This is a genomic window from Campylobacter sp. CFSAN093249, assembly GCF_011067895.1.
Classification (GTDB): Bacteria; Campylobacterota; Campylobacteria; order Campylobacterales; family Campylobacteraceae; genus Campylobacter_D; species Campylobacter_D jejuni.
The window spans coordinates 82120-106990 of sequence record NZ_JAAMWM010000005.1; the positions used below are offsets into that span (position 1 = coordinate 82120).

Annotated in this window: 26 protein-coding genes and 1 tRNA gene; 13 read left to right on the plus strand and 14 right to left on the minus strand. The window is 29.7% G+C overall.

Annotation, left to right across the window (positions count from 1 at the left end; genetic code table 11):
• Positions 1 to 54: 54 nt before the first annotated feature.
• From FBF10_RS04230 to FBF10_RS04250, 5 genes are read right to left on the minus strand one after another with little or no spacing between them, the layout of a single operon-like run.
• A complete protein-coding gene (locus FBF10_RS04230) occupies positions 55 to 675 on the minus strand; it encodes an HAD family hydrolase (protein WP_002853160.1) in 621 nt (206 codons plus the stop codon).
• Positions 672 to 1004 (minus strand): hypothetical protein, encoded by a 333-nt coding sequence (locus FBF10_RS04235; RefSeq protein ID WP_002867367.1) that lies wholly within the window; start codon positions 1002 to 1004, stop codon positions 672 to 674. Before FBF10_RS04235 ends, FBF10_RS04230 begins: the two co-directional genes overlap by 4 nt.
• A 9-nt stretch (positions 1005 to 1013) precedes the next feature.
• Positions 1014 to 2639, minus strand: coding sequence for a cation:proton antiporter (locus FBF10_RS04240; RefSeq protein ID WP_002859297.1), 1626 nt, complete (start codon positions 2637 to 2639; stop codon positions 1014 to 1016).
• Between the two features lie 6 nt (positions 2640 to 2645).
• Positions 2646 to 3020 (minus strand): heat shock transcriptional regulator HspR, encoded by a 375-nt coding sequence (hspR, locus tag FBF10_RS04245; RefSeq protein WP_002853230.1) that lies wholly within the window; start codon positions 3018 to 3020, stop codon positions 2646 to 2648.
• 15 nt (positions 3021 to 3035) lie between these two features.
• The gene (locus FBF10_RS04250) at positions 3036 to 3929 is read right to left on the minus strand and encodes a DnaJ family protein (RefSeq protein WP_002860449.1); all 894 of its coding nucleotides are present in this window, start codon (positions 3927 to 3929) and stop codon (positions 3036 to 3038) included.
• A 199-nt stretch (positions 3930 to 4128) separates the two neighbouring features.
• On the opposite strand from FBF10_RS04250, the gene htrA reads away from it, so the two are divergent.
• The 4 genes from htrA (at position 4129) to FBF10_RS04270 (ending at position 7708) form a co-directional block, all read left to right on the plus strand.
• Complete coding sequence (gene htrA, locus FBF10_RS04255) at positions 4129 to 5547, plus strand: serine protease HtrA (RefSeq protein ID WP_002853235.1); 1419 nt, start codon at positions 4129 to 4131, stop codon at positions 5545 to 5547.
• Positions 5548 to 5622: 75 nt separating this feature from the next.
• Complete coding sequence (locus tag FBF10_RS04260) at positions 5623 to 6297, plus strand: response regulator transcription factor (protein WP_002853196.1); 675 nt, start codon at positions 5623 to 5625, stop codon at positions 6295 to 6297.
• Complete coding sequence (locus tag FBF10_RS04265; protein WP_002853241.1) at positions 6294 to 7541, plus strand: ArsS family sensor histidine kinase; 1248 nt, start codon at positions 6294 to 6296, stop codon at positions 7539 to 7541. Before FBF10_RS04260 ends, FBF10_RS04265 begins: the two co-directional genes overlap by 4 nt.
• A 92-nt stretch (positions 7542 to 7633) precedes the next feature.
• Positions 7634 to 7708: transfer RNA gene (locus FBF10_RS04270), tRNA-Asn, on the plus strand.
• A gap of 91 nt (positions 7709 to 7799) precedes the next feature.
• On the opposite strand, the gene FBF10_RS04275 is transcribed toward FBF10_RS04270, so the two are convergent.
• Both FBF10_RS04275 and FBF10_RS04280 read right to left on the minus strand, forming a co-directional pair.
• Entirely contained in the window at positions 7800 to 8048 is a 249-nt protein-coding gene (locus FBF10_RS04275) for a ribbon-helix-helix domain-containing protein (protein ID WP_002853192.1), read from the minus strand.
• A gap of 10 nt (positions 8049 to 8058) precedes the next feature.
• Positions 8059 to 8658, minus strand: a complete 600-nt coding sequence (locus tag FBF10_RS04280; protein WP_002859294.1) for a bacteriohemerythrin — start codon at positions 8656 to 8658, stop codon at positions 8059 to 8061.
• Between the two features lie 147 nt (positions 8659 to 8805).
• Between FBF10_RS04280 and dccR the strand changes: the two genes are divergently transcribed.
• A complete protein-coding gene (gene dccR, locus FBF10_RS04285) occupies positions 8806 to 9471 on the plus strand; it encodes a two-component system response regulator DccR (RefSeq protein WP_002884392.1) in 666 nt (221 codons plus the stop codon).
• The gene (gene dccS, locus FBF10_RS04290; protein ID WP_032581139.1) at positions 9464 to 10657 is read left to right on the plus strand and encodes a two-component system sensor histidine kinase DccS; all 1194 of its coding nucleotides are present in this window, start codon (positions 9464 to 9466) and stop codon (positions 10655 to 10657) included. Before dccR ends, dccS begins: the two co-directional genes overlap by 8 nt.
• A gap of 42 nt (positions 10658 to 10699) precedes the next feature.
• On the opposite strand, the gene groL is transcribed toward dccS, so the two are convergent.
• Together groL and groES are read right to left on the minus strand one after the other, a co-directional pair.
• Positions 10700 to 12337: a chaperonin GroEL gene (groL, locus tag FBF10_RS04295; RefSeq protein ID WP_002859291.1), complete on the minus strand. Its 1638-nt coding sequence runs from the start codon at positions 12335 to 12337 to the stop codon at positions 10700 to 10702.
• Between the two features lie 20 nt (positions 12338 to 12357).
• Complete coding sequence (gene groES, locus FBF10_RS04300) at positions 12358 to 12618, minus strand: co-chaperone GroES (RefSeq protein WP_002825273.1); 261 nt, start codon at positions 12616 to 12618, stop codon at positions 12358 to 12360.
• Between the two features lie 161 nt (positions 12619 to 12779).
• On the opposite strand from groES, the gene FBF10_RS04305 reads away from it, so the two are divergent.
• From FBF10_RS04305 to FBF10_RS04320, 4 genes are read left to right on the plus strand one after another with little or no spacing between them, the layout of a single operon-like run.
• Positions 12780 to 15320 (plus strand): hypothetical protein, encoded by a 2541-nt coding sequence (locus FBF10_RS04305; protein WP_165433897.1) that lies wholly within the window; start codon positions 12780 to 12782, stop codon positions 15318 to 15320.
• 8 nt (positions 15321 to 15328) lie between these two features.
• Complete coding sequence (locus tag FBF10_RS04310) at positions 15329 to 15940, plus strand: riboflavin synthase (protein WP_002887834.1); 612 nt, start codon at positions 15329 to 15331, stop codon at positions 15938 to 15940.
• The gene (locus FBF10_RS04315) at positions 15904 to 16584 is read left to right on the plus strand and encodes a polyphenol oxidase family protein (protein ID WP_002859288.1); all 681 of its coding nucleotides are present in this window, start codon (positions 15904 to 15906) and stop codon (positions 16582 to 16584) included. Before FBF10_RS04310 ends, FBF10_RS04315 begins: the two co-directional genes overlap by 37 nt.
• A 1-nt stretch (position 16585) precedes the next feature.
• Positions 16586 to 16789: a hypothetical protein gene (locus FBF10_RS04320; RefSeq protein WP_002859287.1), complete on the plus strand. Its 204-nt coding sequence runs from the start codon at positions 16586 to 16588 to the stop codon at positions 16787 to 16789.
• On the opposite strand, the gene FBF10_RS04325 is transcribed toward FBF10_RS04320, so the two are convergent.
• The gene (locus FBF10_RS04325) at positions 16786 to 17946 is read right to left on the minus strand and encodes a M23 family metallopeptidase (protein WP_002852845.1); all 1161 of its coding nucleotides are present in this window, start codon (positions 17944 to 17946) and stop codon (positions 16786 to 16788) included. The two genes, FBF10_RS04320 and FBF10_RS04325, sit on opposite strands and share 4 nt — an antisense overlap.
• A 121-nt stretch (positions 17947 to 18067) precedes the next feature.
• Between FBF10_RS04325 and FBF10_RS04330 the strand changes: the two genes are divergently transcribed.
• Genes FBF10_RS04330 through FBF10_RS04340 form a run of 3 tightly spaced genes read left to right on the plus strand, consistent with a single transcriptional unit; the run spans position 18068 to position 20988 of the window.
• The gene (locus tag FBF10_RS04330; protein ID WP_002852692.1) at positions 18068 to 18793 is read left to right on the plus strand and encodes a plasminogen-binding N-terminal domain-containing protein; all 726 of its coding nucleotides are present in this window, start codon (positions 18068 to 18070) and stop codon (positions 18791 to 18793) included.
• A 2-nt stretch (positions 18794 to 18795) separates the two neighbouring features.
• Positions 18796 to 20178 (plus strand): FAD-linked oxidase C-terminal domain-containing protein, encoded by a 1383-nt coding sequence (locus tag FBF10_RS04335; protein ID WP_002887832.1) that lies wholly within the window; start codon positions 18796 to 18798, stop codon positions 20176 to 20178.
• 3 nt (positions 20179 to 20181) lie between these two features.
• Positions 20182 to 20988 carry a YihY/virulence factor BrkB family protein gene (locus tag FBF10_RS04340; RefSeq protein WP_002852725.1) on the plus strand — a complete coding sequence of 269 codons (807 nt, stop codon included), beginning with the start codon at positions 20182 to 20184 and terminating at the stop codon, positions 20986 to 20988.
• On the opposite strand, the gene FBF10_RS04345 is transcribed toward FBF10_RS04340, so the two are convergent.
• The 4 genes from FBF10_RS04345 to FBF10_RS04360 are packed head-to-tail and all read right to left on the minus strand — an operon-like array spanning position 20932 to position 24857.
• Entirely contained in the window at positions 20932 to 22191 is a 1260-nt protein-coding gene (locus FBF10_RS04345; protein WP_002887829.1) for a ComEC/Rec2 family competence protein, read from the minus strand. The genes FBF10_RS04340 and FBF10_RS04345 overlap by 57 nt on opposite strands.
• On the minus strand, positions 22191 to 22748 hold the full coding sequence (locus tag FBF10_RS04350) for a DedA family protein (RefSeq protein WP_002852823.1): 558 nt from the start codon (positions 22746 to 22748) through the stop codon (positions 22191 to 22193). The genes FBF10_RS04345 and FBF10_RS04350 overlap by 1 nt, the downstream gene beginning before the upstream one ends.
• A gap of 8 nt (positions 22749 to 22756) precedes the next feature.
• Positions 22757 to 24310 (minus strand): ribonuclease Y, encoded by a 1554-nt coding sequence (gene rny, locus FBF10_RS04355; RefSeq protein WP_002852704.1) that lies wholly within the window; start codon positions 24308 to 24310, stop codon positions 22757 to 22759.
• A complete protein-coding gene (locus tag FBF10_RS04360) occupies positions 24231 to 24857 on the minus strand; it encodes a 5-formyltetrahydrofolate cyclo-ligase (protein ID WP_002860439.1) in 627 nt (208 codons plus the stop codon). Before FBF10_RS04360 ends, rny begins: the two co-directional genes overlap by 80 nt.
• Between the last annotated feature and the right edge of the window lie 14 nt (positions 24858 to 24871).

The window sequence follows — 24871 nt, forward strand, 5'->3', positions numbered from 1 at the left end:
ATTTACTCTTTTTAAAATTTATTTCTAATTTTAACTAAAATTTCATTAAAAAACTTATAAATACTTTTGCAAAAAGCCTTTAAGTTCACTAGCGTTGCTAAATTCATTTTCTTTTAAATTTTTTTGATACCATTTGGCATGAAAATAAGGCAAATTAGCATTTTTAGCACATTCTTTATCTTTTTGACTATCTCCTATAAAAACGCTTGTTTTATATGGAGCCTCGCTTTTTAAAAGCTCTAGCATCATAGGATGAGGTTTGGGTTCTATGCCTAAACTTACGCCTAAAATTTTATCAAAATAAGGAATGATATCGTGTTTTTTAAGTATGTTTGAAAGTGAGCTTTGCGGGGCGTTAGTAGCAATAGCTAAAAAACAATTTTTGCTTTTTAAAAATTCTAAAAGTTCTTTTACTCCTTCAAAAAGCACCACGCTTTGTTCATAGTGCTTGACAAAATATTTTTCATAGCCTTCTTTAAAACTAGAATGATGGAAATTTTCTATATTGTAAAGTTCTTTTGCCCAGTCAATATTGGGAGTATTGATGGTTTGCATAATGATTTCTCTTGAAAGTGGGGCTAGGTTTAAATCCTGTCTTATTTCATTGACTGCACAAGAAATGGCATTTGCACTATCGATTAAAGTTCCATCCATATCAAAAAATACATTAATCATTCATAATCCTTTAAATAATTTTTATGTTTTTCTTTTTTCTCACCTTGTTTTTTTTGCTTATCTAAAGCATTGGCAAGATTTAAAAGCTCGTTTTTTTCTTTGGAAAAATCTAAACAAGCATTGACAAAAAATTCAAGATTTTTTGCATAGGTTGAGTTAAGATTTACCGCGGGATTTTTTTCAAAAAATTTAGCATTTTTTAACATTCTTTCTTCAAATTTAGTTTTATCAAAATCTTCTTTTTTAAGTGCAGATATAGCGCCATTGAAAAATTTTTCAAGATTTCTTAGGTATTTTACGCGTAAGGCTTTTTCTTCATTTTTTGTCAAAATTCTTCCTTAGGTATTTTTGTGAATGCGGCATTCTAGCGCTTCTTGAACTAAATTTCTAGCGATTACTTTTTCAGAGCGAATGATGCGTATATTTTCATCTATGCTAGAAAAAAGCATCTTTTTTAAAGTTCCATTTACATGAATGATGGTGTCTATAGGTTTTGGATAATTAGCTAGCACTTGACATAAAATTTCAAGTTTAGCTTCATTTGTAACTGTGATAATAGCTACGGCACATTCTTCTATATTGGCAATTTTTAAGGTTTCTTCTTGAGCAGCATTGGCAAAAACGACATTTTCACCTCGACTAACTCCAAGTTCTACTAAATTTAAATCACTTTCTAAAACAAGATAAGGTACGCCTGTGTTTTTGATTTTTTGTACGACTTCTTGTCCTAAGCGTCCATAGCCAAAAACAACAAGATGATTTTTCAGCTTGATATTGCTGTCAATATTTTGCACAGCGTTGGTATTAAGTGCTATATCTTCTACAACATTGGTAATTTTTCTTATATTGTTTAAAATAAAAGGCGTGATAATCATGGTTAAAATAGAAACAACAATTAAAATTTGTGAAGTTTTGATATCAAGCATATTTTTTGCTTGTAAAAGAGAAAAAATTGCTAGGGCGAATTCGCCAATTTGAGCTATGGCAAAAGCTGTTTTAAGCGCTACTCTTTTTTTGGTGTAAAGAAATAAAAAGCCAAAAACTATGCCAAATTTTAAAGCCATTACAAGAAGGGTTAAAACTATGATTAAAAACCAATTTTGTGCCACTACATCAAGTTGAATTTGCATGCCTACAGTTATGAAAAAAAGCCCTAAAAGCAAATCTCTAAATGGGATCAAGTCCGCTTCTATTTTGTGTTTATATTTTGTTTCTGCTATCAAAGCACCTGCTATAAAAGCACCCAAAGAATAAGAAAATCCAAAATAATTTGCTAAAAAACTTGCTCCAATAACCATAAATAAAACAGTACTAATAAAAATTTCCTGAGAAGAAGTGTGGATAATGAGTCTAAAAATTCTATCCACTAGATATTTACCTATGAAAAATAATAAAGTGATTAAAATAAGTGCTGAAATTAAAGTGGTAAAAAGGAGTTTTTCTATGTTTTGATTGTTGGATGAAAAAATATCTACAAGCAAAAGCAAAGGAATAACGGCTATATCTTGAAAAAGCAAAATTCCCAATGCTTTTCTACCATATTGCTCATTTATATCGCCATTATCATTTAAAATTTTAAGCACCACTGCGGTTGAAGAAAGCGCTAGTGCAAAGCCTACTATAGTAGCGCTTTTATCTCCAAGTCCTAAAATTCCTATAGCAAGTAACATAAAAACAAAGCCACAAGTAAGCATCTGCAAAGAGCCGTTTAAAAAAACTTCTTGTTTCATTGCCATTAAATGCTTAAAAGAAAATTCAAGCCCTATGGTAAACATTAAAAACACTATACCAAATTCGGCTATATGAGTGATTTCGCCTTTGCCACTTAAATGATAAATTTCAGAAATGATTTCTCCAGCAGCTATATATCCAATGATAGTTGGAATTTCAAATTTTTTAAATATGACATTTAAAACTATAGCTATAGCAACGGTGATTAAAAAAATTTCTAAAAAATTATCCATTATTTTTTATTTTTTCTCATAAAAAATCAAATCAAAGCTATTTTTATGCTTAACAACGGCTTTACTAGCCGCTTCTTTATCTTGTTGTTTGCTTAATTCTAAGCGTAGTTCATCAATTAAATTTTCAAATTCGTGAAGTTGGTTTTTCAATTTTAAGATAACATCTACTCCAGCAAGATTGATTCCCATGTCTCTTGTTAAACGCAATATAAGTTTAATACGGTCAATATCTCTTTGAGAATAAAGTCTTATTTTGCCATCGGTTCTACTTGGCTCTATCAATCCTTCTCTTTCGTATTGCCTTAAGGTTTGTGGATGTATGCTTAAAACTTTAGCCACAACACTGATTAAATATACAGGTTCATCATAATGCTGTTCCATATTTTATTCCTTTCTTTAAGGTAATTTTTCTTTTAAGAGTTCTATAAATTTTTCATCAAGGGTATCTAAATTTGGCAAAACAACATTTAAAATCAAATACATATCCCCATAAATATCACTTTTTCTATTTTGCACACCATAACCTTTTAAACGAATTTTTTGGTTATTTTTTGAATTAGGCGTTATGTTAATTGTTGCTTCTTCCTTGCCTTCTTTGAGTGTTTTTATATTTATTTTTCCACCAAAAAGTGCAGTTTTTAAAGAAATATCAACCTTTTGATATAAATCATCATCTTCTCTTGTGTAAATAGGACTTTCTTCTATTTTTACAATAATGATTAAATCTCCTCTAGCTCCATTTCTGCTTTGTTTTCCTTTAGAGCGAATTCTTAGTTTCTCGCCTTCTTTTATACCATGTGGAATTTTAAATTTAATGGTTTCGCCTTGAAAATTAAAACTATGTTCCCCGCCTTTAACAGCTTTTTCGAAAGGAATGTGAAGCTCTAGATTGCTGTCTAAAATTTCTTCTTCAAAACCTCCAAATCCTCCAAAACCACTGCTAAAGCCTTTTGAAGAAAAGCCGTTAAAACCCCCTCTTGAGCGTCCACCAAAGCCTCCTCCAAAGAGATCTTTTAAAATATCGTCCAAATTTACCCCACCAGTATTTCTTGAAAAATCATGAAAACTTTGTCCACCAAACATAGAATCGCCGTATTGATCATACTGAGCTCGTTTTTTTTCGTCACTTAAAATTTCATAAGCAGCATTAATTTCTTTAAATTTTTCTTCAGCACCTTTTTCTTTGTTGATATCAGGATGATATTTTCTAGCTAGGCGACGGTAAGCTTTTTTTATTTCATCTGCACTAGCGTTTTTGCTAACTCCAAGAGTTTCGTATAAACTATTCATGTTATATTTCCTTAAAAATTTTTACTTGATTATATAGAGGATTAAATTATAACATAAACTTTAGCCTAAGTCAATCAAGTTTTATAAATTTTTATCACTCAAGGTTTTATTTACAATTTTGTAAATTTTCGGTTTTATACTATGAAGACAGTAAAATATTTTACGAGATAATTTATCTTTAAGAACAAAAGGAAATGAAATGAAAAAGATTTTTTTATCATTAAGTTTAGCAAGTGCTTTATTTGCTGCAAGTATTAATTTTAACGAATCGACTGCAACGGCTAATCGTGTGAATCCTGCTGCTGGAAATGCAGTGCTTTCTTATCATGATTCTATTAAAGATGCAAAAAAATCAGTGGTTAATATTTCCACCTCAAAAACTATTACAAGAGCAAATCGTCCAAGCCCTTTGGATGATTTTTTTAATGATCCTTATTTTAAACAATTTTTTGATTTTGATTTTTCTCAAAGAAAAGGAAAAAATGATAAAGAAGTGGTGAGTTCTTTGGGATCAGGGGTGATTATTTCAAAAGATGGTTATATAGTAACAAATAATCACGTTGTAGATGATGCTGATACGATTACAGTGAATTTACCAGGAAGCGACATAGAATATAAAGCAAAACTTATAGGTAAAGATCCAAAAACAGATTTGGCTGTTATAAAAATAGAGGCTAATAATCTTTCAGCTATTACTTTTACAAATTCTGATGATTTAATGGAAGGAGATGTTGTTTTTGCACTTGGAAATCCTTTTGGAGTTGGTTTTAGTGTTACAAGTGGGATAATATCTGCTTTAAATAAAGACAATATAGGTTTAAATCAATATGAAAATTTTATACAAACAGATGCTTCTATCAATCCAGGAAATTCAGGTGGAGCTTTGGTGGATAGTCGCGGATATTTAGTAGGTATTAATTCAGCTATTCTTTCTCGTGGTGGTGGAAATAATGGCATAGGTTTTGCCATACCTTCAAATATGGTTAAAGATATAGCTAAAAAACTTATTGAAAAAGGCAAGATTGATAGAGGATTTTTAGGTGTGACTATTTTAGCTTTGCAAGGTGATACTAAAAAAGCTTACAAAAATCAAGAAGGAGCTTTAATCACTGATGTTCAAAAAGGTTCAAGTGCTGATGAAGCAGGGCTTAAGCGTGGAGATTTAGTTACTAAAGTTAATGATAAGGTTATAAAAAGTCCTATTGATCTTAAAAATTATATAGGAACTTTAGAGATTGGTCAAAAAATTTCATTAAGTTACGAAAGAGATGGAGAAAATAAGCAAGCAAGTTTTATTCTTAAAGGTGAAAAAGAAAATCCTAAAGGCGTACAAAGCGATTTGATTGATGGTTTGAGTTTGAGAAATTTAGATCCAAGACTTAAGGATCGTTTGCAAATTCCAAAAGATGTTAATGGTGTTTTGGTTGATAGTGTTAAAGAAAAGAGCAAAGGAAAAAATTCTGGTTTCCAAGAGGGTGATATTATCATAGGTGTTGGACAAAGTGAAATTAAAAATTTAAAAGATTTAGAACAAGCTTTAAAACAAGTTAATAAAAAAGAATTTACCAAAGTTTGGGTATATCGCAATGGTTTTGCGACTTTGCTTGTGCTTAAATAAAAATAACGGAAGGATTTTCCTTTCGTTATAAATTTTAGTTTAAAATTAAAATTAAGTTTAAAATAAAGGAAAACTATGACAAATATTCTTATGATAGAAGATGATTTAGAATTAGCAGAAATTACAGCTGAATATTTGGAAAAATTTGATATGAAAGTTGATATAGCTCATGAACCTTATATAGGTCTTTCTAAGCTTGCATTAAAAGAATATCAGCTTATCATTTTAGACCTTTCTTTGCCAGGGCTTGATGGGCTTGAAGTGTGTGAAGAGATTCGTAAAAAGTATGATACGCCTATTATTGTTTCAAGCGCAAGACATGATATTACAGATAAGGTTAATGCTTTAGAGCTTGGAGCAGATGATTACCTACCAAAACCTTATAATCCAAAAGAATTACAAGCACGCATTAAAAGTCATTTAAGACGTATTTCAAATACAAAAAGCGCCATAGCAAAAAGTGTAAAAGATCTTGTTTATGATCAATATAAGCATATTATTACCATGAAAGGACAAGAGCTTACTTTAACTAATGCTGAATTTGATATTTTAAGCTATTTGATTAAAAAAGAGGGTGGAGTGGTAAGTCGTGAAGAGCTTGTTTATAATTGTTCTTCTATTAGTGAGGATTCTAGTAATAAAAGTATAGATGTTATTATCAGTAGAATTCGTCAAAAGATGGGAGATGATCCAAAAACTCCAAAATATATTCACTCTATACGTGGAATAGGTTATAAGCTTACTCAATGAATAAATCTTCGATTTTTTATACTATAACTTTTATTTTTATTTTTGCTGGGGTTAGTGTTATACTTGGCTTTTTGTGGCTTATAGAATATGATCAGCAAAATTATACTAGAGAATTAAACACAAAATATTCTTTGATAGCTAATGCAAGGCTCTTAAATTTTGCAGGAGTTATCAGTGAAAAAGAATTTGAAGAGCAGACAAAAAATTATAATAAAATGGATGAGATAACAGAAGCAAAGCAGATCCGTAAAATTCTTTTTAGAGGTGATGTTTTAGCTAGGGTTGAGGTTAACAATGGCTTAATCGAGATTATTTCTTATAATAGACAGGTGTATTTAAATATTATTTATGATGGAAAGGTTTATCTTTATAAGGATCAAGATTATCAAACCTATAGGTATTTTATTATCAAAGCTATAGCTGTAGCTGTGATTTGTATTCTTGTATTGCTTTATATTTATATATTTAAAAAATTAAAACCACTTAAAAGACTTAAAAAACAAATTGATAAATTTGCCCAAGGAAAGCTTGGTGATATAGAAGATGTAAGTACTGGGGTGGATGAAATTTCACAAGTAAGTGAAGCTTTTTATCAAGCTATTGTTCAAATTCGAAAGTTAAACCAATCTCGTCAGTTTTTTTTAAGAAATATTATGCATGAACTCAAAACTCCTATTACTAAAGGGCTCTTAACTTTAGAAATGATAGAAGATAATAAATATAAAGAGCGCTTAAATGGGGTTTTTACTAGACTTGAAATTTTAATTAATGAATTTGCTGCTATTGAGCAAATTACTTCAGGGGCTGCTTTTATAAATAGAAAAAAATACAATATTTTAGATGTTTTAGATGAAGCCAAAGAAATTGCAATGCGAGATGATAGCAATATACGTATTTTTATGGAAGAAAGTTTTTTTGTAAATGTGGATTTTAAACTTTTTACTACGGCGATTAAAAATATGATAGATAATGGTATTAAACATTCTGAAGATGGGTTTGTGCAAATTGATATTATAGATGATTATATTTGTTTTAAAAATCGTGGTCCTGAGCTTAACAATACTTTAGAATACTATACTCAAGCTTTTACTCAAGGATCAAAACAAAAATCAAGTTTTGGATTAGGGCTTTATATTGTAAATACTATTTTAGAAACACATGGAATGAAGCTTGATTATTTATATGAAGATGGGGTAAATTTGTTTTATTTTAGAAATTTAAAAAGTGTTATTGTTAAGGAGTAAATTAATTTTTTTACATAAAAAATGCATTTTTGTGAAAAAACCCTTGACAAAGTTTTTTAATTTCACTATAATCACATTTTACTTTTAAATATTCCGGATTAGCTCAGCGGTAGAGTAGTCGGCTGTTAACCGATTGGTCGTAGGTTCGAATCCTACATCCGGAGCCACTTTTTTAACTCCATTTTTAATATTCATAAATGTATTTTAATATAAAAAATTAATAAGTCTTTATCACAAAAAAAATTGTGATAAAGTTTTTTATTTTGTTTGTTTAAGATTTTTGACAATTTTATCTATTTTTTTACTTGCCTTTTGATAATCCCCATCTTTAAGTTCTTCTAGGGCATTAACAGCAAAAGAAAAATCTTCAACTTCATTAAGATAAGCCTCTATGGCTTCTTTTACTATGGTTGATTTTGGTTTAGAAAGATTTTTACTTAAATTATCCAAACGCTCCTTAAGCTCTAAAGGCATTCTAAAAGAATAAGTTTTTACATTGCGTTTCATTTTATCCTCCTTAAGAATATTTTTTGTAAAATTTTATAGCTTGTTTACAAGTTTTACAAGTAAATTTATGACCTTGTAATTCTATTTTTTGATGAATGCTATAAGGAACATCGTGAATTTTACCAGGACAATTACAGGTATAAAGATAAAATTGTGGATGCTCATTATCTTCATCTTCTGCTGCTTCAAAGCTAACATCGCCACCATCATCTGTAGACAAAGAAGAACTTCTCCATTTTTCAACTTTCATGTCTTCATATAGTATGTGTTCTAAAAGCCACTTTTTAGCCACTATATAAAGTTTTTCTTTAAGATCATTGGTTGATTTGATATCTTTGATTAAATTAATCATGGTTTGGATGATTTCTTTATGTATTTTTCGATGTTCTTCTAAATTTGGATAGCCTATTAGCTGCATGTATTTTTCTTCATCATTAAAGTGATCTTTCATATAATTAAAAAATTCAGCCAAAAGTTCTTTGACTTCATTTTTACTTACAGATCTATCTGATACAACTTCAACTTTTGCAGCAAGTTTAAAAAGCTTTTTATGCTGCTCATCAATTTTAGCATTGTGCACACTATAGCTGTTATCCCATTTTGGAAGCATTTTAACTCCTTAAGGAAAAATTTATTTGTATAAAAGGATTATAGATAAAAATAAATTAAATAAAAATGAAATTTTATTAAATAATTGATAAGAATTTTGATACAATGATATATATTTAAGAGATTTGAAGTTAGAAAGATTTAAATTATGGCTGCTAAAATTTTACTTTTAGAAGATGATTTGAGCTTGAGTGAGATCATTGAAGAGTTTTTAAACGATGAGGGATATGAAGTATTTTTATGCGATAATGCGCAAGAAGCTTTAGATATGGCTTATGAAAGATATTTTGATCTTTGGATTTTAGATGTAAAAGTTCCTTTAGGAGATGGATTTTCATTACTTAAAGAATTAAGAAAAAGCGGAAAGCAAACTCCAGCAATTTTCATGACTTCTTTAAACACAACAAACGATTTAAAACAAGGCTTTGACGCAGGTTGTGATGATTATATAAAAAAACCTTTTGAACTTGCCGAGTTATCTATCAGGGTTAAAGCTTTGCTTAAAAGAGCTTTTTCACATAAAAATGAAGATTTTGAAGATTTAGGGGATGGACTTAGGTTCGAATTTACTACACAAATTCTTTATCATAATAATAAAGCTTTGGCTTTGCCGAGTAAAGAGATTAAACTTTTGTCTTTATTGCTTAAAAATAAAAACAACTTTTTAAGCACAGAGAGAATTTTTGAAGAACTTTGGGATTATGATGAGGAGCCTAGTGAGCTAAGTTTAAGAGCTTATGTAAAAAATTTACGTAAAATTTTAGGAAAAGAAAAAATTATAAACCAAAGAGGCAGGGGATATTGCTATGGCTAAAAAAGTCATTAGGCAAATTTTATTAATCTACCTAACAACTACAGGTATTTTTTTAACTATTTTTTTTGCATTATGGTATCAAAAATTATATGAAGAATTAGTTGTTTTAAAGGGTGCCACTTTGAGAGAAAATCATAGAAACATTGTTATAAGCATCTTAAATTCTCGTTTTACCCCTATAGATATAAGTGCAAAAAATATTGCTCAAAGCACAGCACTAAAATTTGCTATATTTGATGCTAAAAAGATTGTTTTTAGTAATATAGATTTTGATTTAAGAAAAGCAAAAATTGAGCTTAAAGAAGGTAGAGGTATTTGTGATAATAAGGTTTTTTTCCTTGCTCCTATGAGTGCAGATCATTATTTTTTAAGACATGCTAGCAATGAAGAAGTAAATACTAACGATGGTTTGCAAATTTTAATACAGGGTGAAGATGTTGGCAAAGATCTTTTTTGGATTAGAACGAAAGTTTTTGGTTTTGCTATTATGGCTTTTTGCATATTGGGTTTAATATCTTATATTTTAGTAAAAATTGCTCTAAAGCCTTTGGAGGATAAAATCAGCACACTAAATCGTTTTATTAAAGATTCAACTCATGAACTCAATACCCCATTAAGTGTTATTTTGATGAGTATAGAACAACTTGAGCATCAAAATTTAGGAGATAATGCTAAATTTACAAGGATTAAGCTTGCTGCAAAAAGTTTGTCTCAAGTGTATTCTGATCTTGTTTTTTATAATTTCCCTAATACCTTAGAAACAGAAAAACAAAAATTTGATTTAAGAATACTACTTGAAGAAAGATTGGAATATTTTAAAGTATTTTTTGAGCAAAAAAAAATTACACTAAAGCTTGATTTAAATCAAGCAAATATTTTTGCTCCTAAAAGTCAAATTTCTAAATTGATTGATAATCTTATAAGCAATGCTATTAAATACAATAAAAAAGGTGGAGTAATTTCTATAATTTTAAAAGCCAATTTTTTAAGTATTGCGGATACAGGTTGTGGAATTTCAAAATCAAATTTAAATCATATTTTTGATAGATATACAAGATTTAATACCGATCAAGGAGGATTTGGTATAGGGCTTTCTTTGGTAAAAAAAGTTTGTGATGATAATGACATTAAGATTATTTGCGAATCTGTAGAAAATCAAGGGAGTGTTTTTAAATTAAATTGGTAATCAGCAAGGAAAATCCTTGCTGATAAGAGGTTAGAGCAGATATTACATCATTCCGCCCATGCCACCCATTCCTCCCATACCGCTCATATCTGGCATAGCAGGTTTATCTTCTTTAATTTCACTAATTGTTGCTTCTGTGGTTAAAAGCATACTAGCTACAGAAACTGCATTGAGTAAAGCCACTCTTTCTACTTTAACAGGATCGATAATTCCACTTTCAAGCATATTAACATATTCGCCTTTTGCAGCATCAAATCCTGTGTTTTCATCTTTAGCATTTTCTACGCTATTTACAACCACACCTGCATCAAATCCTGCATTTTCGGCAATTTGTCTTAAAGGTGCTCTTAAAGCTCTTTCAACGATAGCTGCGCCAATTGCTTCATCACCCTGTAGATCAAGTTTGATTTTAGCTTTTGCTTTGATAAGCGCTGCACCACCACCAATTACTATACCTTCTTCAACTGCTGCTTTAGTAGCACTTAAAGCATCATCAACGCGATCTTTTTTCTCTTTCATTTCAGTTTCAGTTGCTGCACCTACTTTAATAACTGCAACACCGCCACTTAATTTTGCAAGTCTTTCTTGTAATTTTTCTCTGTCATAATCTGAAGTTGTTTCAGCAATTTGTGCTTTGATTTGATTTACCCTTGCATCAATATTTGCTTTTTCACCTGCGCCATTTACTATGGTTGTATTGTCTTTATCGATGATTACGCTAGAAGCTTGTCCAAGATCTTGTATGGTCGCACTTTCAAGAGTTCTTCCAAGTTCTTCAGAAATCACTTCTCCGCCTGTTAAAATCGCTATATCTTCAAGCATAGCTTTTCTTCTATCGCCAAAACCTGGAGCTTTTACGGCTGAAATATTAAGAACACCGCGAAGTTTATTTACAACCAAAGTTGCAAGTGCTTCACCTTCAATATCTTCAGCGATAATTAAAAGTGGTTTGCCTGTTTTTTGAATTTGTTCTAAAACCGGTAATAAATCTTTTAAATTTGCAATTTTTTTATCAAAAAGCAAGATATAAGGGCTTGAAAGCTCTACTGTCATTTTTTCTGCATTAGTGATAAAATAAGGGCTTAAATAGCCTCTGTCAAATTGCATACCTTCAACTACATTTAATTCATCATTGATTGATTTTGCCTCTTCAACAGTGATAACACCATCTTTACCCACTTTTTCCATAGCATCAGCGATTAAATTTCCGATTTTTTCATCAGAATTGGCTGAGATTGTAGCAACTTGTGCAATTTCTTTTTTATCTTTTACTTCGCGAGAAAGTTTTTTAAGTTCTGCTACTATAGCTTCGCAAGCTTTATCCATACCGCGTTTTACCTCGATAGGATTTGCACCTGCTGTGATATTTCTTAAACCTTCTTTGAAAATTGCATGAGCTAAAACCGTTGCAGTAGTTGTTCCATCGCCTGCTTGATCAGCTGTTTTACTCGCTACTTCTCTTACGAGTGAAGCACCCATATTTTCAAGACTATCTTTAAGCTCTACTTCTTTAGCAACACTTACGCCATCTTTAGTAATGCTTGGAGCACCAAAGCTTTTTTGGATTAAAACATTGCGTCCTCTTGGCCCCATAGTTACTTTTACTGCGTCATTAAGTTTTTTAACGCCCTCGTAAAGTTTATTTCTTGCTTCATCTGAAAAAATAATTTCTTTTGCCATTTTTTATCCTTTTTTATAAATTATTTTAAAATTCCTAAGATATCATCTAAATTTAAAACTAAATATTCATTATTATCAAGTTTAATTTCTGTTCCACCGTATTTAGCAAACACGATTTTATCACCATTTGCAATATCAGTGATTTCTTTACTTACTGCTACTACTTCACCCATTAAAGGCTTTTCTTTAGCATTATCTGGTATAATTATGCCTGAGGCTGTTGTTTTAGTTTCTTCTACGCGTTTAACTAGAACACGCTTTCCTAAAGGTTGAAAATTCATTTTTGTCCATCCTTAAAAATATTGATTTTAGCACTCTTTAATTTAGAGTGATAATATCATACTATAAAAAATGAATTTTGTCAATACTTTAAATTAAAATATTTATAAAAGTTTAGTTTTATAGACTAAAGTTATTTTATAAAATAAACTAAAGGATAAAAATGAAAAAGATTTTTTATGGCATTGTAGCTTTTGTTGTTGTGCTTTTAATCGCTCTTTGTACCATACTTTTTACAAGTTTTGGTAATAATATAGTGGCAAATATAGCACAAAAAAAGATCAAAGAAAATGCGGGATTAGATGTAAATATCACGCGTTTTAATTTGCGTTTTTCAAGTCTTGAACTGCAAGCAAATATTGCAAATATGGCAGATTTCAATCTCAAGGGAGCTTTGAGTCCTTTTAAGCTTGGATTTGATCTTGACTATCTTATTTCTTTAAAGCAAAATTATGCTAAAAATTTAGGTTTAAATTTAAATCAAAACCTTTCTTTTGGCGGTAAAATTCAAGGCAAGGCAAGTGATTTTATTTTAGATGGAAGGGGTTACTTACTAGGTTCAAATGTACTTTTAAATGCGAGAATGTATAATTACAGCCCTATCGCTTTAAATTTAGATGCAAAAAATCTTAAGATAGAAGAAATACTTCATCTTTTATCTTATCCTAGTTATGCTAAAGGTTTTTTAAATGCTCAGGCAAAAATTTCAGCACAGAATTTAAAACCTGATGGAAATATTATCATAAAACTTGATACAAGCTATATAAACTACGAGGCGATAAAAAAAGATTTTTCTTTAGACTTGCCTTTAAATTCTAATCCTAAAGCAGAAATTTTAGCCAATGTTAAAGAAGATAAGATTTATGCTGTAAGTAAAATTTACAATGATTATCTTAACTTACAAACCCAAAAAACTCTTTATGATATGAGTAAGAATATTTTAAGTACTGATTTTAATTTAAATATTCCTTCTCTTGCAAAGCTTGAAAAACTTACAAAAACTAGATTAAATGGTAGTTTGGGAGTGATAGGCGAAACAAGTGTTGTAAATAATGCCTTATCAAGTTTAAATGCTCAAGTTATCGGACTTGGTGGAGAGGTAAAGGCAAGTTTGAAAAATAATAAAATTTTTGCAGATATTAATGAAGCAAGTTTGGAAAAATTATTAGCTCTTGCAGGATATGGAGCTTTAGTTTCTGGAAATTTAAATGCTAAACTTTTAAATGCGGATTTGGATTTTTCTAATTTCGATCTTGAGGCAAAAATAAACAATGCAAAGATTAACACCAATGAGCTTAAAAAAATTGCTAAAATAGAACTTCCAAATACAATTTTTAGTCTTGATGCTAAAGCAAATGCAAAAAATAGTAATATTTCTTACAATGCTTTACTTGCTTCAAATTTACTTAATATCAAAAAACTTCAAGGAACTTATAATTTAAAAAATAGTGAGTTAAATACAGATTTAAATGCTTTTATTGATGATTTGTCTCAGTTTAGTGCTATAGCGGGACAAAAATTACAAGGTAAGGCAGATCTTAATGCAAAAGCTTATATTATAGGTACTCAAATACAAAATTTAAATGCAAATGCAAATTTGGCAGATGGCGTAATCAAAGCTGATTCAAATGGTAAAAAACTTGATTTGAACATTGATAAACTTGATTTATCTAAACTTTTTGTTATAGCAGGTATGCCAAATTATGCCAGTGGGGTTGTTAATGCAAAAGTTAATTTAGATAATATCGATTTTAACAACCTTAATGGTAAAGCAAATTTAGAGGCTAAAGGCATTTTAAATGCTGCAACTTTAAGTAAAATTTTAAATAAAAATTTTCCAAACAATACAAGTTATGATTTAAATACCAAAATTAATTTTAAAAACAATATCGCTCAATTTGATTCTGTTTTAAATTCATCTTTAGCTGATCTTACAAAACTACAAGGAAGTTTTGATATAAGTAAGATGCTTTTAAATTCGGATTTTAATTTAAAGATAAATGATTTTTCAAAACTAGGCTTTTTGTTAGATAGAAAACTTAAAGGTAAGGCAGAATTTAATGGAAAGGTAGGTTTTGATAAGAGTTTAAATTTTGTTGTAAATAGTCCAAATTTATTTGAAGGAAAACTTCAAAGCACATTTAAAGATAACCTTTTACTTGCTGATTTAAACGGAGTGGATTTAAGTAGTCTAGCTCAGAGTTTGGATTTTATGGATATTTATCAAGGTAAGGCGGACATGAAGGCAAATTACAATCTTTTAAGCGAAGAAGGCGAGGTTAATTTGGATATGAAAGAGGGTAAATTAAAACCAAATCTTATTACCAATGCTTTAAAAATTTTAACATTAAAAGATATTACAGATGATGTTTATCGTACTGCTAATGCTAAAGCTTTGATTAAAAAAGAAAATATCAAGCTTGATCTTAATATGCAAGCAGATCGTTCTTATATTTTAGTACAATCAGGAGCTTTAAATTCTAAAAGTGGAGCTTTAAATTTGCCTTTTGATATTAAACTCGATAGAGCTAATTTTAAAGGAAGTATTACAGGAACTACAAAAAATCCTAAAGTAAATTTAAATGCAGGAAGTGTTTTAAATTCTATTAAAAATGTAGTAGGTGGCGGCGTGAGTGATGGTGCTAAAAATACAGGCAATAAAGTGGATAAAGCGGTAAATAAATTATTAAATAAGATTTTCTAAGGTAAAAAATGTTTAATGGACTCATAAGAGAAATTGCCAAAGTTCAATCTTATCAAAACAATACTTTAAGTTTAACAGCTAAGCATCGTCCAAATCTTGGCGATAGTATAGCTGTAAATGGAGCTTGTTTGAGTGTGACAAAACTTTATGAGGGAGGTTTTGAAGTGGAACTTTCTCGCGAAAGTCGCACTCATATAGCTATAGAGAATTTAAAAGATAAAGTTCATATAGAACCTGCTTTAAGATATGGCGATAAAATCGATGGACATCTTATGCAAGGGCATATTGATTTTATTGGTATACTTGAAAAGATTCAAAAGGATGAAAATGGAGTGGATTTTCATATAACTTTACCTAAAGAAGCTATGAAATTTATGGCAGAAAAAGGAAGTATAGCTGTTGATGGGGTAAGCCTTACTATCAATGAAATTTTAAAAAATGGTATTAGGCTTACTATTATTCCTATTACTTTTAAAGAAACGCTTTTTAAGGACTATCAAGTAGGTAGAAAAATAAATATAGAAAGCGATTTGCTTGCTCGTTATATTTATGCACAATTACAAGGTAAAAACAAAGGATTATCATGGGAAGAAGTGGAAAGAATTTCTTATCTTTATTAGAAAATGATAAAGTCGGTATTTTTTGTGCTTTTGATAAGGATTATAATGTTTTTAGGGCTAAAATTCATAATGAGAATTTATTTTCTCATTTAGGTTTTAAAGATATTGAAAAATGTGTTTTTATGGATCAAATTCACTCTCATAAAGTTATCATTTATGATGAAAATTTAAAAAATCTCAGTTGTGATGGACTTATAAGTAAAGAAAAAAATACTGCTCTTTGTGTCTTAAGTGCGGATTGTCTGCCTTTGATCTTATATCATGAAAGTGGCATTATAGCAGCTTTGCATTCAGGTAGAAAAGGAAGCTTTGAAAATATCCTAAAAGAATGCGTTGATCAAATTACTATGCAAAATTCACATTTAGATAAGAATAAATTTCATCTTTTTATTTTACCTGGAATTTGTGCTAAAAATTATGAAATAGATGGAGAAATTTTAGAATTTGCTAAAAAAGAATTTAAAGAATTTGTTCAAGATAATAAACTTGATTTAAAAGCCTTGGTAAAATTTCAAGCTCAAAATTTAGGCATTGAAAATATTAAAGATTGTGGAATTTGTAGTTTTGATGATGAGAGTTTTTTTTCTTATCGTCGCGATAAAACACCTAAGCGTTTTGTGAGTGTGGTTTATTTAAAGGATTAAAATGTATGAAAGAAAAGATTTAAGAGTGTTAAAAATCATTCAAAAAGCTAGAGAATTTGGCGATGGGGATTTGTTAAATGAAGCTTTGGTGAAACAATTAATTGATGCAGATTTTTGTGAAATTAGTGAAAAAGAAAAAGAAGAGCTTGCAACTCTTCTAAATTCTTTAATCAATGCAAAAGATAAAGCGTTGTTGAGTAATTAAAATTCTATATAGTTTTCAAAATCTTCTTCTTTTGGGGGATTAGGTTGATTCGAGGCTAGGGCTTCTTTAACAACCTGCTCGTATCCAGCTATGATATGTTTAAAATTCTCTTTTGCTTTTCCACTAAGTTCTGATTTGGCGATTTTTACAACAGATGCAGGATTTATAGCTTTATTATTTAAATATACTCCAAAATGCAAATGAGGCCCTGTGCTCATACCTGTTGAACCAACATATGCAATTACTTGTCCTTGATTTACCTTTTGTCCGTTTTTAATTTTTGCAAAACGACTAAGATGAGCATATAAAGTCATATAACCTGAGTCATGCTTGATTTGAATTACATTTCCATAACCACCTTTTGTGCCTATAAAGGTTACTACTCCTTTGCCAGCACTTTTCACAGGAGTTCCAGTAGGTGCAGCATAGTCTATACCAAGATGGGCACGATAGCGTTTTAATATAGGATGATATCTTGCTGTTGTAAAAGGAGAAGAAATTCTAGTGTAATTCACAGGTTTTGTAAGTAAAAAAGATTCTAATTCTTTGCCATCACGATCATAGAATATATCATTATAAGAAAAGACTTCTCTAGCGCTTTTATTGATTTCTACCATTGCCATTTTTATATTTATATCACCCCAAAGTTTACCCATGCGTCTTTTTTGTTCATAATATAGGGTTACTTCATCACCTTTTTGGATATTGCGAAAATTTATACTTCCTCGAAAAGCACGAACCATAGCACGAGCTAAAGTACTGCTACCACTTTCTTCATAGACATCTTGATAAGCAGAGCTTTTAATGGTTAAATGTAAAATTCTATCTTCTTTTTGATAAGATACAGGAGTAAAAGCAAGAGTGTATTGTCCATCTTTATCTTTATAGATATGAATTTGTAAATCATCACTAATTGGAATTAAAACTTGTTCTATGTTGTTGTTTTCATCTTTTAAAACTTGATATTTTATTTTATAGGCTATATCAGAAGCAAGTTCTTGATCTTCTCTATCAAGTCCATAATAAAGCGACATAGGTATGGAATTTCTTTGTAAGAATTTAAGCAAGGTATCTCCATTATCCCAAGTTAGCTCTTCAACACTTAAAGCTGCAAAACTTTGAACAACAAAAATAAATAAAAGCAATAATTTTTTCATGAGATAACCTTAATTTTTAAAAGAATTTTGAAATTTGAAAGCTATATTTTACTTTATTTTTCTTACAATTGCTTAACAAAAAAGGATTATAATTCTATAAATTTTTATTTAAGGAGCAAATTTGTTTAAAACTATAGTGTGTTTTTTAGCTTTAAACCTTAGCCTCTTTGCGGTTGGATTTGATTTAAAACCTATAAAAAGTGAACTTGTAAAAGTTGATGATATTTATGGTTATATTAAAGATAGTGATGATATAAAACTTTATTCAAGTGGCGTAGTAGTGCAACATTTTAGCAATTCGCAAAGTATCATCGCTAGAGCAAGTGTTATAGATAAAAAAAATGGTTTGGCAAAATTAGAATTTAGTGTTTTTTCAGCTCTTAAGCAAGATGCTTTGCCTTTACCAAATGTTTTACCTAAAGTAGGTGATGAGGTTGTTTTAAATTTTCTTTATGATAGAGGATTGGTAATTGCTCCTGATGAACAAACTTATAATGAACTTGTTAGAGAATTTCCGCAGATATATTTTACCCATATTGATATTTTTGGAGCACAATTAATTAGAACGGCTACTCTTTCTCCTAAGCGTTCAGATTTTAGGCAATTTTGTGATGATAATGCGGTCGGCATTTTGGTTGTGGCTTTGGAAAATCATGCAGAAGTTGTGGATTGTCAAGATTTTAATAAGCTTTATGAAGTGCCTATAAGCAAGCCAACTAGCGTTCAGGTTCCTTTTTATTCTCGTATAGGTGGATATAAAAGTAATTTTTTTGATTTTAACTCTCAAGAAATAGGAAATTATTATAGGTATTATGATGCTTTGATTAATCTTCCTAAGGTGCAATAAACATGAAAAAAGAATTTGAACAATATTTTAAACGATTTTTAGGAGAAGAAAACGCTTATTTTGATGAAATTCACAAAAGAGCTTATAGCTATGATGCGACAAAAAAACATTATTTACCTGATGGGGTTCTTTTTCCAAGAAATGAAGAAGATATTGCTCAAATTTTAAAATTTTGCAATGAAAATAATATCATAGTCATACCTCGAGGCTCAGGATCTGGTTTTACAGGAGGTGCTTTAGCTGTTAATGGCGGGGTGGTACTTGCTTTTGAAAAGCATATGAATAAAATTTTAGAAATTGATCTTGAAAATTTAGTGGCTGTTGTGCAACCTGGGGTTATTAATATACATTTACAAAAAGAAGTGGCTAAATATGGACTTTTTTACCCACCTGACCCTGCTAGCATGGAGTATTCAAGCTTAGGGGGTAATGTAAGCGAAAATGCTGGGGGAATGAGAGCTGCAAAATATGGCATTACAAAAGATTATGTGATGGCTTTAAGGGCTGTTTTGCCTAGCGGAGAAATCATTCGTGCAGGGAAACGCACTATTAAAGATGTAGCAGGTTATAATTTGGCAGGAATTTTAATCGCTAGTGAAGGTTCTTTGGCAGTTTTAAGTGAGCTTACTTTAAAATTAATACCTTTGCCTAAATTTAAAAAAACTGCTTTTGCTATTTTTCCAAGTGTAAAAAGTGCTATGAATGCGGTTTACAAAAGTCTTGCTAGCGGTGTAAGTCCTGTATCTATGGAATTTTTAGACAATCTTAGCATTAGAGCGGTTGAGAGCAAATTTAATAAAGGTTTGCCTATAGAAGCTGGAGCTATTTTGATTGCTGATGTGGATGGTAATGTTAAAGAGGCTATTGATGAGGATTTAAGAAATTTAGAATATTATTTTTTAGAAGCTGGCGCTAGCGAATTTAAAATAGCAAAAGATGAACAAGAAACCGCAGATATTTGGTTTGCTAGAAGAAATTGTTCTCAAAGCATTGCCATGTATGGAACTTTAAAACTTAATGAAGATATTACAGTTCCGCGTTCTAAACTACCTACTTTACTTGAAGGTATAGATGAGATTTCTAAAAAATATGGTTTTAAAATTCCTTGTTTTGGACATACAGGGGATGGAAATGTGCATACTAATGTTATGGTTCCTGATAAAAATGATAAAGAGCAGGTGAAAAAAGGCTATGAAGCTGTGGAAGAGATTTTTAAATTAATAGTGAAACTTGGAGGAACTTTAAGCGGAGAGCATGGTATCGGACTCTCTAAGGCACCTTTTATGAATTTAGCTTTTTCTGAAGCCGAAATGAATTTAATGAGAAATATTAAAAAAGCTTTTGATCCAAATAATATACTAAATCCTTTTAAAATGGGACTTTAGAAGGTGAAAAATTTTTTTACTATTTTACTAAATTTGCGTGATAAGGAAATTTTAAATTATGCAGCAGCGCTTAGTTTTTATACTGTATTATCTTTAATACCTATTTTATTTGTATGTTTTTCTGTTTTTACGCAAATTTCCAGTTTTAAAGCTTATTATGAAAAAGCAAAGCAAGTAATTTTTGCTTTTTTAATACCAACGCAACAAGATGTTGTTGCTACCTACATCGATACTTTTTTAAAAAATAGTGTAAATTTGGGTATTGTAGGTCTTATTGCTATGGCATTTACTTCTTTAGCTTTTTTTTCAGGCTATGATTTTGTAATCAATCGCATTACTAAAAATGAACCTAAAGGACTTTGGCAAAGTATTAGTTCTTATTGGACTCTTTTAACTCTTGTTCCTTTGGGGCTTGGGCTTAGTTTTTATATTTCAGGTTTTATCCAACAAACTTTAGATGATTATAAAATAGGGTTTAATTTTTTTGAAATTTTACCCTTTGTAATTATTTGGGGTTTATTTTTTATATCTTATTCAAGTTCTGTTCATAAGGGAACTCTTAAAAGTTTAGCTTTAGTATCTTTTGGAGCGGGTACTATTTGGTATATAGGAAAAAATTTATTTGTATATTACGTGGTATATAATAAAACATACGCTAGCGTTTATGGATCTTTTTCTACTATTTTATTCTTTTTTATTTGGATTTATATTTCTTGGATTATTTATCTTTTTGGGCTTAAACTCTATTATTTTCTAAATCACAATCATAATGAAGGGAATAAAATTCGCAAAAATACAAAGAAAAGCTAGATATTTAAATCGCACAGAGATTAAAGAAGCAATAAGATAACTTATAAAAATCCAAAATGGGATATGGATATTAGTTCCATAAATTTTAAATTTAAAAAATTCATCTAAGATAAAATTGAGCAAATCTCCATAGTTTATAAGATGCAAAAATAATACTAAAGGATAAAATATTACAAAAATTCCACTCAAAATAATACTTAAAATTTGTTGGTAGCTTATAAGTGGAAAAAAATAAAGCACAGGTAAAACCATAGCAAAAAAAGTCCAAATATTAAGCAAAATAATATTTATAAGATTATTAAATTTATTTGCAAAATGATGCATATATAAAAAAATATAAAAAACACCTAAAATAGAAAATAAAAATCCAATACTAAATAAAAGTCTAGGGTAAAGAGAAATGCACAATAAAATACTACAAAAAAGCGTAACGAAATTAATGATTTTTATATTTTTACACAATAGATAAAAAACCCAAAAAGCCATAATCAAGGAGCGCACAAAAGAAGGGACAAATCCTATTAAACAAGCATAAGCTAAAAGTAGTGCAAAAATTAAAATACTTAAATCTAAACGTAAATTTCTATAAGGAAAATATCTTTTTTGGAAAAAACTATAAATTGGAGCTAAAATAAAGAAAATTAAACTAAAAAGTAAGCCTATGTGATAACCGCTAATTGCTATAAGGTGTGCTATACCGTAGTAATTTACATCGTTTCTAAGCTCTAAAGATATGGGCAGTGCAAAAAATAAAGCACCATAAAATTCTTTAATCTTTTCATTTGTATGTTGATTTAAGAAGTAAGATATAATGGGATTGTATTCTTTTTCTTTTAATTTTTCAAAATCATAAGAAGGTGCGTAAAAACTTTTACTCAGATAGTCTTTAAAGTTAATATTATGGGTGATAATTCTAAGGCTTAAAAATTGATTCTTGCTTAAATTTAAATCCTTAAAACTTGTAGTATAAAAAGTGAAGTTTTCAGTTTGTAACTTTAAAACCCAGTATTTTTTATTTTTTTTATTATATTTTATATATTGGTGCGTTAATAGAGCGTTGTCTATAAGGTAATGTTTTTGGTTTTTAAAGTTTAAAAAATTATTATATTCTAAAAGGATATTAAAAATAAAAATAACAACAACAGAGAAAAATAAATAATGAAATTCTTTAAAAGAGTAAGAAAAAGAATTCCATAGAGACATTATTTTTTAGAAAATTTACTTAAATAAAGCCAAATTATTCCGGCTAAAAATAATAAAAATAAAGGAGCAGCATAAGGATATAAACTCAGTTTATCAAAAATTGCTTCAATAACATACCCAAAAGTATAAGCAGCAAAACCTAGAACAATAGCCCATGCCAAACTAGCTAGAGTATTGATAATAAAAAATTTAATAAAATTATATTTTGCCATACCTGCAGCTATGGGAATGAAAGTTTTTAAACCATAAATAAATTTTTGAGTTACAAGTAAAATAATTCCATGTTGTTTTGTTTTTATCATAGCAAGGGCTATCTTGCGTCGGTGTTTTTTAAAATAAGGCATAATGTCTTTTTTGTAATATTTTCCAAGTATAAAAAGCAAAGTTGAACCTATGGTATTAGCAATAAAAGCAAGAGCAATGCAAAAACTAAGATCCATTTTTCCTTGAGAACTTAAAACTCCTGCAGCTAAAATTCCAACCATCCCGCCCCCTAAAGAGTAAAAGAATAAAACAATATAACCATATTTTATTAAAGTATCAATCATATCTTGCATAATAAACCTTATTTAGCGTATTCTACAGCTCTAAGTTCACGTATAACATTGACTTTAATTTCACCAGGATATTGCATTTTTTCTTGAATTTCAGCTGCTATTTCCTTAGCTAAAAGTACACTTTCATCATCATTAACAAGCTGAGCATTGGCTATGACGCGAATTTCTCTTCCGGCATTGATTGCATAGGCATTTTTAATTCCTTCTTTACTTTTAGCGATATCTTCTAGCTCACTGACTCTTTTTAAGAAAGCTTCTAACACTTCTCTTCTAGCTCCAGGTCGTGCAGCACTTAAAGTATCTGCTGCACAAACAGCTGCTGATTCTATGCTTGTAGCTTCTTCGTGTCCATGATGTGCGTAAATAGCATTGATTACTACAGGATGCTCTTTATAGCGTTTGCAAAGTTCTGCACCTAAATCCACATGAGATCCTTCAAAATCATGGGTTAATGCTTTTCCTATATCATGTAAAATTCCCGCACGACGTGCTAAATTCTCATCTCCACCACACTCAGCAGCAATGATTCCTGCAAGGTGAGCCACTTCCAAAGAATGTGCTAAAGCGTTTTGTCCATAGCTTGCTCGGTATTTGAGTTTTCCTATGAGTTTTACAATTTCAGGGTGTATTTTATTTAAACCTAGATCCATAACTATGGTTTCGCCTTCTTCTAGAATGGCACTATCAAATTCTTTACACACTTTTTCGTGAATTTCTTCTATGCGCGCGGGTTGAATTCTGCCATCTTCAACTAAAAGTTCTATAACTTTTGTAGCAATAGCACGGCGATAAAGATTAAAACAACTTACTATAATAGCACCTGGTGTATCATCGATGATAATATCAACACCTAAAACCATTTCCAAGGTTTTAACATTGCGCCCTTCTTTACCAATGATACGTCCTTTAAGTTCATCGTTTTTAATGTTAATAACATTGATAAGTCTTTCAGCTGCAAATTCACCTGCAAAACGAGAAGTAGCTTGAGCAATGATGAAATTAGCTTTTCTTTTAGCTTCATTTTTTGCTTCTTCTTCATATTTTCTTACTATATGTGCAATTTGCTCGCGAGAATTTTCTTCTACTTTTTTAAGAATGATTTCTTTGGCTTCATTTTGTGTAAGTCCTGTCGAATGTTCTAAAATTTTTAAAACATCGTCAAGTTTTTCTTGATATTTATTTTTTAATTTATCAACATCAGATTGTAAGTTTTGAATGTGTCTTTGTGACTTGCAAAGGTATTCTTTATCTTCTTTTAGTTTTTCTTCTTCTTGCTGAAGTTTTTGTTCTTTTTTAGAAAGATCATCAAATTTTTGATTAAAATCTTTTTGAATTTTGTGAGTTTTTTCTTCGTATTTTTTTTTAACTTCTAATTCTGCATTAAGAATTGAATTTTTTGCATCTTTTAAAATAAGCTCCGCTTCGTATTCTATAGCTTTGGCTTTAGCTTTGGCTTGTTCTACGAAAATTTCATATTTGGCATCATTGATTTTTTTTGCAACTAAATATCCTATACCGAGTCCGACTATAGCGGCTATAAGTGCGATAAGTGATTCTATCATTTTTTCTTTCTTTCTTGTAATATTTTTTATAAGGGTTTATGTATAATTTTCCTGAAATATCATGCTTTTGTGTTAGATTATTTTGACTTAAAGCATCTATACTTTGGACAAATATTATATGAGGTTTGTAATTTAAATTTTCAAAAAATCTATCATAAAAACCTTGCCCATGTCCTATTCTTTTTAAATTTTTATCGACGCCAATTACAGGCACAATAGCTAAATCAATTTTTGCTTTAAAAAAAGAATCTATAGGCTCTAAAACCCCAAACCTTTTTTTAATAAAAGGCAATCTTAATTTTACAATTTTTAAACTTTTATCTTGCATAAATGGAACAAAAAGTTTGTAATTTTTATTAAGAATATGGCGAAATTTTATTAAGTTTGGTTCATAATGCAAAGGAATAAAAATTAAAATATTTTTAGCTTTAAATAGTTTTATTATTTTAAGACATTCTTTAAATATTTTATAATCTTGTTTGAAATTTAGTTTTGAATGTTTGAAAAGGCGTATTTTTTGCAATGCCCTAAAATCTGTTTTTTCCATTAATATGCCTTTAA

Coding starts and splice junctions, on each gene's coding strand:
- FBF10_RS04230 (WP_002853160.1), bottom strand. CDS start 675: ATGATTAATGTATTTTTTGATATGGATGGAACTTTAATCGATAGTGCA.
- FBF10_RS04240 (WP_002859297.1), bottom strand. CDS start 2,639: ATGGATAATTTTTTAGAAATTTTTTTAATCACCGTTGCTATAGCTATA.
- hspR (WP_002853230.1), bottom strand. CDS start 3,020: ATGGAACAGCATTATGATGAACCTGTATATTTAATCAGTGTTGTGGCT.
- FBF10_RS04250 (WP_002860449.1), bottom strand. CDS start 3,929: ATGAATAGTTTATACGAAACTCTTGGAGTTAGCAAAAACGCTAGTGCA.
- htrA (WP_002853235.1), top strand. CDS start 4,129: ATGAAAAAGATTTTTTTATCATTAAGTTTAGCAAGTGCTTTATTTGCT.
- FBF10_RS04260 (WP_002853196.1), top strand. CDS start 5,623: ATGACAAATATTCTTATGATAGAAGATGATTTAGAATTAGCAGAAATT.
- FBF10_RS04265 (WP_002853241.1), top strand. CDS start 6,294: ATGAATAAATCTTCGATTTTTTATACTATAACTTTTATTTTTATTTTT.
- FBF10_RS04275 (WP_002853192.1), bottom strand. CDS start 8,048: ATGAAACGCAATGTAAAAACTTATTCTTTTAGAATGCCTTTAGAGCTT.
- FBF10_RS04280 (WP_002859294.1), bottom strand. CDS start 8,658: ATGCTTCCAAAATGGGATAACAGCTATAGTGTGCACAATGCTAAAATT.
- dccR (WP_002884392.1), top strand. CDS start 8,806: ATGGCTGCTAAAATTTTACTTTTAGAAGATGATTTGAGCTTGAGTGAG.
- dccS (WP_032581139.1), top strand. CDS start 9,464: ATGGCTAAAAAAGTCATTAGGCAAATTTTATTAATCTACCTAACAACT.
- groL (WP_002859291.1), bottom strand. CDS start 12,337: ATGGCAAAAGAAATTATTTTTTCAGATGAAGCAAGAAATAAACTTTAC.
- groES (WP_002825273.1), bottom strand. CDS start 12,618: ATGAATTTTCAACCTTTAGGAAAGCGTGTTCTAGTTAAACGCGTAGAA.
- FBF10_RS04305 (WP_165433897.1), top strand. CDS start 12,780: ATGAAAAAGATTTTTTATGGCATTGTAGCTTTTGTTGTTGTGCTTTTA.
- FBF10_RS04310 (WP_002887834.1), top strand. CDS start 15,329: ATGTTTAATGGACTCATAAGAGAAATTGCCAAAGTTCAATCTTATCAA.
- FBF10_RS04315 (WP_002859288.1), top strand. CDS start 15,904: ATGGGAAGAAGTGGAAAGAATTTCTTATCTTTATTAGAAAATGATAAA.
- FBF10_RS04320 (WP_002859287.1), top strand. CDS start 16,586: ATGTATGAAAGAAAAGATTTAAGAGTGTTAAAAATCATTCAAAAAGCT.
- FBF10_RS04325 (WP_002852845.1), bottom strand. CDS start 17,946: ATGAAAAAATTATTGCTTTTATTTATTTTTGTTGTTCAAAGTTTTGCA.
- FBF10_RS04335 (WP_002887832.1), top strand. CDS start 18,796: ATGAAAAAAGAATTTGAACAATATTTTAAACGATTTTTAGGAGAAGAA.
- FBF10_RS04345 (WP_002887829.1), bottom strand. CDS start 22,191: ATGTCTCTATGGAATTCTTTTTCTTACTCTTTTAAAGAATTTCATTAT.
- FBF10_RS04350 (WP_002852823.1), bottom strand. CDS start 22,748: ATGCAAGATATGATTGATACTTTAATAAAATATGGTTATATTGTTTTA.
- rny (WP_002852704.1), bottom strand. CDS start 24,310: ATGATAGAATCACTTATCGCACTTATAGCCGCTATAGTCGGACTCGGT.
- FBF10_RS04360 (WP_002860439.1), bottom strand. CDS start 24,857: ATGGAAAAAACAGATTTTAGGGCATTGCAAAAAATACGCCTTTTCAAA.